This is a genomic window from Collinsella aerofaciens, assembly GCF_015552075.1.
Classification (GTDB): domain Bacteria; phylum Actinomycetota; class Coriobacteriia; order Coriobacteriales; family Coriobacteriaceae; genus Collinsella; species Collinsella aerofaciens_Y.
In genome coordinates this window covers 1-10,854 of record NZ_JADNDZ010000079.1, presented here as the reverse complement: position 1 = coordinate 10,854, position 10,854 = coordinate 1, and the positions used below count along the sequence as shown (strand labels likewise).

Here is a 10,854-nt window from a genome sequence, read left to right as displayed (position 1 = left end):
AGAGAAGAGGCGGGGCATGCCCCGCCTCTTACACCACATCTCTGCGCGCTACCCTATTTCACCGCAACTGATGTGGGCGTCCCTAGTGAGTTGGCTGGTAGCGGGGGCAGTAGCTGATGGCGATGGCGTCGATGCCTACATGGGTGGCGATGGTGCAGCCGATGGGGCCGGTGCCGGCGTCTACATAGTCTTGGCCTGCGAGCGCTTGGCTGACGAGCTCTTGCTCCTCGGCGGCGCCGGTCGTGAGCACGCGCACGCTTGAACCCGGATGCTCAGCCAAAAACGCGAGGCAGTCGGCCATGGTGTTGACGACGATGCGCTTGGCGCCGCGGCCCTTCTTGATGGCCTTGATCTCGCCCGATTTCCACTCCGGCGAAACGGCCAGGCGAATGTTGAGCATCTGCGTGAGCTGGCCGGCGAGCTTGGGCGCGCGGCCGTTCTTAACGAGGTTCTCGAGCGTGCGGGGAATCAGCAGCAGGTGGGCGTCGGGCAGCGTCGCGCGGATCTGCGCCTCGGTCTCGTCCAGGCTGCGGCCGTCCTCGCGCATGGCCAGCGCGTACTCCACCAGCAGGCCCTCGGCACCCGAGCCGGTGCGCGAGTCGATGCAGCGCACGTCGAGTTCGTGCGTTTCGGCCGTCAGGCTGGCGTTGGCATAGCAGGCGGACCACTCGCTGCACAGTGAGATAAAGATGGCGCTATCATGGCCGTCGGCGAGCGCGCGGTCAAAGAGTGCCTTGAACTCGCCGGCGCTCGGCTGCGAGGTGTGCGGCAGTTGCTCGGAGCCGGCCATGCGCGCGACGTATTCCTCGGCGGTAATCTGCACCTGGTCGAGCAGGTCCTCGCCCTCGATAATCACATGCAGCGGAATCACGTAAATGCCGAGCTCTTGAGCGTGGGCGGGGGAGATGTCCGACGTGGAGTCGGTTATGATGGCAAAAGACATAATTGCACCTTTCGTTGGGGCGCTTGCGCGCCGCCTTCTGAGAGCAAAGTGCGACAAGTATAGTAGAGTCGTTCCACATTACTAGGTTCAATTGTTGAATAGTCAACAGTTTGAAGTGTCGGTGTGGAAATCGTCAACTGGGGAAGAGGAATGCCGATGGAGGCGTTGGAGATAGGCAAACGGCCGGTCGTGTTGTTCGATTTTGACGGCACGGTGGCAGATACGGGCCGGGCAGTGATGACCTCGACGCGCAAGACGCTGGCTGCGCGCGGGTTTTCGGAGGCGCAGATGGGTGATCTGCGCCGTATGATCGGGCCGCCCCTGTGGAAGAGCTTTCACGACTTTTACGGCTTTTCCCGCGAGGAGTCGCTTGTGGTGGCTGACGAGTACCGTGCCTTTTTTGATGAGCTGGGACCTGAAGAGTATCCCGTGTTCGACGGAATCCCCGAGCTGCTCGATGGCCTTGCCGCGCAGGGGCATCGCATGGCGGTCGCGACGTCTCGCATGGAAGCAAAGTGCATTGACATGGTGCATGAGCTGGGGCTTTCTCAGTTTGAGGCGGTGGTCGGCATGAATCCGTCGCAGGGGCGCGAGACCAAGGCCGATTCGGTTCGCGATGCCCTGGCGGCGCTCGGCGCGACGGCGGGCGATGCCGTGATGATCGGCGATCGCTTTAACGACGTGGAAGGCGCGCACGCGATGAGCGTGCCGTGCATCGGCATTTATTCGGGTGCGGCGGCGCCGGGGGAGCACGAGGCAGCGGGCGCCGATGCGGTGGTGCACTCGGTGGCCGAGCTTGCTAAACTTTTCGCTATCTAATAGACGTAATGTGAGGGGCGGGCGTATCCGTCGCTCATTGGTAAGGAGGTCGTCCATGAATCAGGTGGAGCAGAGCGTTACCGAGTATGTCGACGAGGTCTGGGAAGATGTCGTTGCCGATATCGAACAGCTGGTGAGCTATCCGTCCGTGGCCGTTGCTGCCAATGCGGAGCTCGGTGCGCCGTTTGGCCGCCCGGTCCGTGATGCGCTCGATTGCGCGCTCGGCATTGCGCAAAAGCTCGGCTATCAGACGAGCGACGACGAGGGCTATGTGGGAATCGCCGATATCCCGGGCCGCGGCGACAAACAGCTCGCGACTATCTGCCATGTTGACGTGGTACCCGCTGGCCCCGGCTGGAACACCGACCCGTTTGCGATGGAGCGTCGCGAGGGCTGGCTGCTCGGCCGTGGCGTGATTGATGACAAGGGTCCGGCGGTGCTGTCGCTCTACGCCGGTGCCTACCTGCTCAAGCACGGCATTGTGCCGCGCTATACCTTCCGCGCGCTGCTGGGCTGCGATGAGGAAGTGGGCATGTCCGACGTTCACCATTATCTGGAGAACCACGCAGACCCCGACTTTTTGTTTACGCCCGATGCCGAGTTCCCGGTCTGCAATGCCGAGAAGGGCCAGTTTGGGGCGACGTTTGTGAGCCCCAAGATCGACGGCGGGCGCATTGTGTCCTGGAGCGGTGCCGAGGCGAGCAACGCCATTCCGTCGCAGTCCATCTGCGAGCTCGCGATTGCCGCTGATGAGCTGCCGGCGCCGGTCGAGAACGCCGACCGCTTGGAGATTACGGCGCTCGATAACGGGCACGCGCAGATTTTTGCCCATGGCATTGGCGGTCATGCCTCGATGCCCGAGGGAACGATTAACGCCGTCGGCCTGATCGTGGCGTATCTGCGCGAGGCCGAGGACGCGTTTGGTGCACGCGACGAACGCCTGCTGACGCCTGCCGAGCACGAGTTCGTCAAGTTCCTGGCCTTTGTGCATGCGGATGCCTATGGCCGCGGCCTGGGTATCGATGCGACGAGTCCGGCGTTTGGCCCGCTTACCTGCAACGCTGGCGTCATCCGCGTGGCGGATGGCCATATTGAGCAGGTCATCGACGTGCGCTTCCCCGACAGCACGAGCGCCGATACCATCTGCGAGCAGCTCGAGCCGCTCGTGGGCCGCTTTGGTGTGACGTATCTCGTGGGTCGTACCAAGGTGCCGTTCTCGGTCTCTGCCGACGATCCGGCCGTGAAAGCGCTGATTGATACCTATAACGAGTTTACGGGCAAGCATGCCGAGCCCTTCGCCATGGGCGGTGGCACGTACGCGCGCAACTTTGCCCGCGCCGTATCGTTTGGCCCCGAAGAGACCGGCCTGGAGCTGCCCGCGTGGGGCGGCCAGATGCACGGCCCCAACGAGTGTGCCAGCGAAGAACAGCTCAAGCAGGCGCTCAAGATTTATATCGTGGCGATCCTGCGCCTCAACGAACTGGAACTTTAGGGCTTCCCCAGGCACCCGACCTTGCCCCTCAAACCGTCGCTTGCGTCAAAGTACGCGGCGCTCCTCTTTCGGGGCAATCTCGGGCACTTGGGAAACCCCTATATCCTGCTTGGATACAAACTTGCATTACGAGCCCGGTGCTTCGGCCCGGGCTTTTTCTGTTGCGGTGGGGTAGTCATTGGGGACGTTCCTTTGGTGTAAAAGGTGCGCCATGTTCGGCGCTGGATTGTTATCCGTTTGTAAAGGCTGGGCAGAGCTTGCGGTAAAGGTCTATCAATAGCCCGTAAGAAACCGCAGTTGGCGCTGGTGCTGCCCGGTCGGGGTCGTATCTTTCCAAACAGCAAAGCGGGCAGGGTGCCCGCGAGTCGCATGTATGAAAGGAAGATCATGCTCGATCAGGCTTATTCTCGTCGTCAGTTCCTCGGCCTCGCTGGTGGTCTTGCCAGCATCGTCGGTCTCGGTCTCGTTGGTTGCGGCGGCGCAGGCGCATCCGACGCCGCCGATACGGGTAGCGCCGCCGTTGCCGAGTCCGTCTCCGGCGAGGTGACCTACGATGGTGCCTCCTCGTTCCAGGCTCTCGTCGAGGCCGCTGCCGAGAAGTTCATGGACGCCAACCCCGATGTCTCCGTCTCCGGCTCGGGTAACGGTTCGGGCAAGGGCCTGACCGCTGTCGCCGCCGGCACCGTCACCATCGGCAACTCCGACGTCTTCGCCGAGACCAAGCTCGAGGCCGATCAGGTCAAGAACCTCGTCGACCACGAGGTCGCCGTCGTGGGCATGGGTCCCGTCGTCTCCAAGAACGTCAAGGTCGACGACCTGTCCCTCGAGCAGCTCAAGGGCATCTTCTCCGGCCAGATCACCAACTGGAAGGAGGTCGGCGGCGACGACGCCAAGATCGTCGTCCTCAACCGCAAGGCCGGCTCCGGCACCCGTGCCACCTTCGAGGCCGCCGTCTTTGGTGACGAGGCCGTCGACTTTAAGGGCGACGCCGAGCTCGACAAGTCCGGCGACGTCCAGACTCAGATGGGCAGTACCGACAACGCCATCTCCTACCTCGACTTCTCGCACTTCGATGACTCCAAGTTCAACGCCATCAAGGTCGAGGGCGTCGAGCCCAAGAGCAAGAACGTCACCGACGACTCCTTCAAGATCTGGGCGACCGAGCACATGTACTGCTCCAAGGACGCCGACGAGGCTACCAAGGCTTTCCTTGAGTTCATGCTCTCCGACGACGTCCAGGGCAAACTCGTCGAGGAGCAGGGCTTTATCCCCGTCTCTGCCATGAAGGTCGTCAAGGACGCCAGCGGCAAGGTCTCCGCTAAATAAGCAATCGCCCCCGGAAAGGTTTGCAATGGCAAAACAGCTGCCAAAGCGCGACCTTGAGAACGTGGGCCTGGGCGTCACGGGCGCGTGCGTAGCGCTCGTGACGCTTGTCGTTGCCGCGCTCATCTTTATGGTCGCCCAAAAGGGCCTCTCGGCTTTTGTCAAGGACGGCGTCTCGGTCGTCGAGTTTTTCACCGGCACCAAGTGGGACCTGGCCAACACGGCCGAAAACGGCCTGCCTTATACCGGCGCCCTGCCCCTGATCGTCACCTCGTTTGCGGTCATGGTGCTCTCCACGCTCATCGCGCTGCCCATCGCCATCGGCTCTGCCATCTTTGCGGTCGAGATTAGCCCTAAGTTTGGCTCCAAGGTCTTTCAGCCGCTCATTGAGCTTTTGACCGGTATTCCCTCGGTCGTCTTTGGCCTGATTGGCTTTCACGTGGTCGTCGGCCTTATGAAGAGCGTTTTCCACGTGAGTACGGGTCTGGGCATCTTGCCCGGCGCCATCGTGCTGGCTGTCATGATTCTGCCGACCATGACCACGCTTTCGGTCGATGGCCTGCGCGCCGTGCCCGACGGCTACCGCCAGGGCTCGCTCGCGCTGGGCTACACCCGCTGGCAGACCATCTGGCACGTGGTGCTCAAGTCCGCCATGCCGTCGCTCATGACCGCGGTTATCTTGGGCATGACCCGCGCCTTTGGCGAGACGCTCGCCGTGCGCATGGTCATCGGCGGCATCGAGGCCATGCCGACGTCGCTGCTGTCGCCGGCTTCGACCATCACCACCACGCTCACCACGTCCATGGCAGTCTATGCCGAGGGCTCGGCCCAAGACGACGTCCTGTGGGCACTCGGTCTGCTGCTGATGGGCATGAGCCTCATCTTCATCCTGATCATCCATCTCATTGGCCGCAAGGGGGCGAAGGCTCGTGGCTAGCACGCGCATCCACATCGACGAGGCGAGGCTCGGGCGTGTCCAAAAGCAGGATCGCATCGCCACGGGCGTGCTGACGGCGATCGTCGCCATCGTCATGCTCATCGTCATCTCCATGGTGGCCTATATCCTGTTCGAGGGCATCTCGACGCTGTTCCAGCCGGGCTTTCTCACAGAGCCGTCGCGCGCCAACGGAACGCAGGGCGGCGTGCTCTACCAGCTGTTCGACTCGTTCTACCTGCTGCTGATCACTCTGATCATCTCGGTGCCCATCAGCCTAGGCGGAGCGGTCTTCCTGGTTGAGTACGCGCCGAACGGCCCTATCCGCGACATCGCCTCTACCGCCATCGAGACGCTGTCCTCGCTGCCTTCCATCGTCGTCGGCATGTTTGGCTTCCTGGTGTTCTCGGTGCAGCTGGGCTGGAAGTACTCCATCATCTCCGGCGCCGTCGCGCTCACCATGTTCAATATCCCCATTCTGGTGCGCGTGATTCAGCAGGCGCTCGAGGACGTGCCACAGGCCCAGCGCGATGCATGCCTGGCCATGGGCCTTACCCGCTGGGAGGCCACGCTGCACATCCTGATTCCCGAGGCCATGCCCGCCATCGTGACCGGCATCGTGCTTTCGGCCGGCCGCGTCTTTGGTGAGGCCGCGGCGCTGCTCTTTACCTCGGGCATGAGCTCGCCGGTGCGTCTGAACTTCTTGAGCTTTAACCTGTCGAGCCCCACCTGCGCCTGGAACGTGTTCCGCCCCGGTGAGTCGCTCGCCGTGCACATCTACAAGATCTATGGCGAGGGCAGCCCCGAGGCCCAGCAGATCGTTTGGGGCACCGCGGCGCTGCTGATGATTTGCGTGCTGCTGTTTAACGTAGTCGCCCGTATCGTGGGCAAACAACTGGCAAGGAAGATGACGGCCGAATGAGCGAGATAAATGCAACGCCCGCAACTGAGGCGGCATCGTCCGAGACCCAGGACTTTTTGTCGAGCGTGGGGGAGAGCGAGAAGCGCGTGCGCGCGAGCGGCAAGGCCGTGAGCGACGAGGTCGTGCTCTCCACCAAGGACGTCAACGTGTACTATGGCGACCACCATGCACTGCACAATACGTCGCTCGACTTTCACAAGGGTGAGATCACGGCGCTCATCGGGCCTTCGGGCTGCGGTAAGTCGACCTTCTTGCGTAGCCTCAACCTCATGAATCGCGAGATTCGCGGCTGCCGCGTGGAGGGCGAGATCAACTATCGCGGGCGCAACGTGAACACCAAGACCGAGAACACCTACGAGTTGCGTCGCTCCATTGGCATGGTGTTCCAGCAGCCCAACCCGTTTCGCAAGTCCATTCGCGACAACATCACGTTTGCGCCTAGGCGCCACGGCATCACCGACCGCGACGAACTCGACCGCATGGTCGAGGAGAGCCTGCGCGGCGCGGCGCTGTGGGACGAGGTCAAGGACAAGCTCGACAAGAGCGCCTATGCGCTTTCGGGCGGCCAGCAGCAGCGTCTGTGCATCGCGCGCACGCTGGCGCTCAACCCCGACGTGATTCTGTTCGACGAGCCCTGCTCGGCGCTCGACCCCATCTCGACGCTGGCGATCGAGGACCTCATGTCATCGATCGTGGCCGACCGCGCCATCGTTATCGTGACGCACAACATGGAGCAGGCGTCGCGCGTGTCCAACCGCACGGCGTTCTTCTACATGGGCGATATGGTCGAGTACGACGAGACTGACGAGATTTTCCAACGGCCCAAGGATAAGCGGCTGAATGATTACCTCACCGGCATGTTCTCCTAGTCCGGGACATGCTTGAGGCCCGCGGCGGCCACGGTTGCTACGGGACTGATTGGAGAGGCGGGTCATCTCTTTTGGGAGATGGCCCGCCTTTTTGTGTCGTGTGCGGCCCGCCTTTTCGCTGCTATTATGGACAACGTTGAATTTCTACGAAGGAGCAGGGCATATGGCGATTCTTTTGGGATGCGATTCCGTCAGCCTAGAGTTTCCCACCAAGCATATTTTCGATAGCGTGACGCTCGGCGTGGGCGAGGGCGACCGTATTGGTATTGTCGGTAAAAACGGCGACGGCAAGTCGACGCTGCTGAGCGTGCTCGCCGGCACGCTGGAGCCCGACGACGGCCGCGTGACGCATCGTCGCGGCACCACGATCGGCCTGCTCGGCCAAAAGGACCAGCTTGTCGACACCGACACCGTGCACCATGCCGTCGTGGGCGACACGCCCGAGTATGAGTGGGCGTCGAGCCCCCGCACGCGCCAGATCCTCGCCGGTCTCATTAGCGATGTGCCCTGGGAGGGCACGGTGGGCGAGCTTTCGGGTGGCCAGCGCCGCCGCGTGGACCTCGCGCGCCTGTTGATCGGCGACTACGACGTGCTCATGCTCGACGAGCCCACTAACCATCTGGACATGCGCACCATCAACTGGCTTGCACGCCATCTTAAGGCTCGCTGGCAGCGCGGTCAGGGCGCCATGCTCGTGGTCACGCACGATCGCTGGTTCTTGGACGAGGTCTGCACCAGCATGTGGGAGGTCCACGACGGCCAGGTCGATCCCTTCGAGGGCGGCTACTCCGCATATATCCTGCAGCGCGTGGAGCGCGACCGCATGGCCGCGGTTACCGAGGAACGCCGTCGCAACATGGCGCGCAAGGAGCTCGCGTGGCTGAGCCGCGGCGCCCAGGCGCGTTCCACCAAGCCCAAGTTTCGCGTTGATGCCGCTCGCGAGCTGATCGCCGACGTGCCGCCCGTGCGTGACGAGCTGGAGCTCAAGCGCCTCGCCGTGAGCCGCCTGGGCAAGCAGGTTATCGATGTGGTCGACGTGGACGCCGGCTATGCGGATACCGATGGCGCGCCCAAGCAGGTGCTCTCTGACGTGACCTGGCTCATTGGTGCGGGCGACCGCTATGGCCTTTTGGGCGAGAACGGTGCCGGCAAGTCGACGCTGCTCGACGTGATCCAGGGCAAGATTGAACCCACGCGCGGCCGCGTGAAGATTGGCCAGACAGTGCGCTTTGGCGTGCTGTCGCAGCAGCTCGAGGAGCTCAAGCCCTACATGGGCGACACGATCCGCGAGGTGCTCGGCAACTATAAGAAGTACTACGTCATCGACGGCAAGGAGACTTCGCCCGAGAAGCTCTGCGAACGTCTGGGCTTTACGACGCAGCAGCTCTGGAGCCGCATCGGCGATCTTTCGGGCGGCCAGCGCCGTCGCCTGTCGCTGTTGCTGACGATTCTGGACGAGCCCAACGTGCTCATCCTGGACGAGCCGGGCAACGACCTGGATACCGACATGCTCGCGATTGTCGAGGACCTGCTGGACGGCTGGCCCGGCACGCTGATCCTGGTGACGCACGACCGCTTTTTGATGGAGCGCGTGACCGACCAGCAGTGGGCGCTGCTCGACGGCCACCTGACGCATATGCCCGGTGGCGTGGACCAGTACCTGCGCCTGTGCAACGCTACCGCCGAGGGCGAGCCCGTGGGCGCGCCGAGCGCCAAGACCGGCACGTTCGACACCGGTGCCGCGGCAGCTGCGGCCGAAAAGCCCAAGTCGAGCGGTCAGCCCAACGGCCTGTCCAACGCCGAGCGCCAGAAGCTCCGCCGCGAGGTGAGTTCGCTCGAGCGCAAGATGGAGACGCAGCGCACCCGCGTTGAGGAGGCCGAGGCAGCAATGGCCCAAGTCGATCCCACCAACTACACGGCGCTCGGCGAGCAGCAGGCAAAGATCGACGAGGCTCACGCTGCCATGGACGAGCTGGAGATGGCGTGGCTCGAGGCGAGCGAAAAGCTCGAGGGCGAGGAGTAGGCGAGAATGATCAAAGCCGCATTTTTCGATATCGACGGCACGCTGCTGAGCTTTAAGACCCACCGGATTCCGGCGTCGGCGCAGCAGGTGCTCGACAGCTTTCACGAGCAGGGGATTGCGTGCGTGATCGCCACGGGCCGTCCGACCTACCAGATGCCGGACTGGCTGTTCGACCTGGGCTGGGATGCGTACATTACGCTTTCGGGCCAGCACTGCTTTGATGCCGAGGGGGTTTACCGCAGCTGCCCGATCGATTCGGACGACGTCGCGGTGATTGTGGACCAGGTGGCGCAGGGGCGCTACGACTCGCTGTGCATGCAGGGCGAGAACTCGTTTGTGAACCGCCTGTCCGAGCGCGTGGTGACGGCTGGCAGCAACGCGGGAATCGTCTACCACGAGGAGCCGTTTGAGCACGCCTTTGACGCACCGGTCTACCAGTTTTGCGCCTTTGTGGACCCGGTCGACGAGCATATCGTGACCGACGCCGTGTCGCATTCGCTCACCACGCGCTGGTGCGACCTATTCTGCGACATTATTCCCGCTAACGGCGGCAAGGACCTGGGCGTGGCGGCGACGCTCGAGCGGCTTGGTATCGACGCGAGCGAGGCGATTGCCTTTGGCGACGGCGAGAACGACCTGTCGATGTTTGCCGCCGTGGGCACGAGCGTGGCCATGGGCAACGCGCAGGACACGGTGAAGGCTGCGGCGACCTATGTGACGACCGCCGTGGACGACGACGGCATCTACAACGCCGCGAAGTACTTTGGACTGCTATAGCTGCGGCTCGGCACTTGGGGACACTCCTTGCGGGGCGTGTTCCCATTTTGTTTTCGTCCCGCTCGTTTTGTGAAACACGGCTAACTTTTAGGCAAAGTAGTAAGACATGGGCAACTTTTGCGGTAAAGTAAGCCGTGGAAAGTATCCAAAGGCTAACTAGCAATCATCGCGAAAGGCGGCCCATGGCCCTACGTGAATCCGGAGAAGACTATCTCGAATCGATCTACGTTCTGTCGGAACGCCAGGGCATCGTGCGCTCGATCGACGTTGCGGAGTACCTCGGCGTAACCAAGGCGAGCGTTTCCAAGGCCATGGCGACGCTGGAAAGCAACGGCTATGTCGAAATGGGCAAGCGCGACGTTCATCTGACGGAGCGTGGTCTGGAGGTCGCTCGCCAAATGTGGGAGCGTCACTGCTTTTTCGTGGGGCTGCTGGAGGATGCGGGTGTTTCGGCTGAGGTCGCGTCGCAAGAGGGCTGCCACATGGAGCACTGCCTGAGCGAGGAAAGCTTCGAGAAACTGAGGGCGATGCTGAACCGGGGCGAGGTGACGGGCCAAGCGGCGGAATCCTAACGAACCCCCAGTAGCGCGGAGTTCGCGCAAAGCGCGAACCAGCGACCGGGACCAGCGGTCCTTTCGGCCAAGTCCATTTCAGCAAAGGAACCCCGCCAGCAAGCGATGCCCAAGAACTGCCACCTACGTCACCGCAGGCCGGGGCCGGGTTTGGTTTTGAAAACACTCCACAGCGCGAGG

At 62.7% G+C, this 10,854-nt stretch carries 10 protein-coding genes; 9 read left to right on the top strand and 1 reads right to left on the bottom strand.

All coding sequences use genetic code 11. The features are described 5' to 3' along the window. Positions 1 to 82: 82 nt before the first annotated feature. The gene (locus I2D41_RS05595) at positions 83 to 943 is read right to left on the bottom strand and encodes a DegV family protein (protein ID WP_195363831.1); all 861 of its coding nucleotides are present in this window, start codon (positions 941 to 943) and stop codon (positions 83 to 85) included. Positions 944 to 1,099: 156 nt separating this feature from the next. Here I2D41_RS05595 and I2D41_RS05590 point away from each other — a divergent pair, with 156 nt between their 5' ends. From I2D41_RS05590 to I2D41_RS05550, 9 genes are all read left to right on the top strand, one after another. After that, the gene (locus tag I2D41_RS05590; protein ID WP_229042189.1) at positions 1,100 to 1,762 is read left to right on the top strand and encodes an HAD hydrolase-like protein; all 663 of its coding nucleotides are present in this window, start codon (positions 1,100 to 1,102) and stop codon (positions 1,760 to 1,762) included. A 55-nt stretch (positions 1,763 to 1,817) separates the two neighbouring features. Further along, positions 1,818 to 3,254 (top strand): M20 family metallopeptidase, encoded by a 1,437-nt coding sequence (locus I2D41_RS05585; RefSeq protein WP_195363830.1) that lies wholly within the window; start codon positions 1,818 to 1,820, stop codon positions 3,252 to 3,254. A gap of 387 nt (positions 3,255 to 3,641) precedes the next feature. Beyond that, positions 3,642 to 4,580, top strand: coding sequence for a phosphate ABC transporter substrate-binding protein (locus I2D41_RS05580; RefSeq protein ID WP_195363829.1), 939 nt, complete (start codon positions 3,642 to 3,644; stop codon positions 4,578 to 4,580). A 25-nt stretch (positions 4,581 to 4,605) separates the two neighbouring features. Then, the gene (gene pstC / locus I2D41_RS05575) at positions 4,606 to 5,514 is read left to right on the top strand and encodes a phosphate ABC transporter permease subunit PstC (RefSeq protein WP_195363828.1); all 909 of its coding nucleotides are present in this window, start codon (positions 4,606 to 4,608) and stop codon (positions 5,512 to 5,514) included. Beyond that, entirely contained in the window at positions 5,507 to 6,433 is a 927-nt protein-coding gene (gene pstA, locus I2D41_RS05570) for a phosphate ABC transporter permease PstA (protein WP_171021525.1), read from the top strand. Before pstC ends, pstA begins: the two co-directional genes overlap by 8 nt. Next, a complete protein-coding gene (gene pstB, locus I2D41_RS05565; RefSeq protein WP_217495625.1) occupies positions 6,430 to 7,302 on the top strand; it encodes a phosphate ABC transporter ATP-binding protein PstB in 873 nt (290 codons plus the stop codon). The genes pstA and pstB overlap by 4 nt, the downstream gene beginning before the upstream one ends. Before the next feature lie 163 nt (positions 7,303 to 7,465). Then, the gene (locus I2D41_RS05560; RefSeq protein WP_195363827.1) at positions 7,466 to 9,325 is read left to right on the top strand and encodes an ABC-F family ATP-binding cassette domain-containing protein; all 1,860 of its coding nucleotides are present in this window, start codon (positions 7,466 to 7,468) and stop codon (positions 9,323 to 9,325) included. Between the two features lie 6 nt (positions 9,326 to 9,331). Beyond that, positions 9,332 to 10,102, top strand: a complete 771-nt coding sequence (locus tag I2D41_RS05555) for a Cof-type HAD-IIB family hydrolase (protein WP_195363826.1) — start codon at positions 9,332 to 9,334, stop codon at positions 10,100 to 10,102. A 182-nt stretch (positions 10,103 to 10,284) separates the two neighbouring features. Next, positions 10,285 to 10,674: a metal-dependent transcriptional regulator gene (locus I2D41_RS05550; RefSeq protein WP_195363825.1), complete on the top strand. Its 390-nt coding sequence runs from the start codon at positions 10,285 to 10,287 to the stop codon at positions 10,672 to 10,674. Positions 10,675 to 10,854 lie beyond the last annotated feature (180 nt).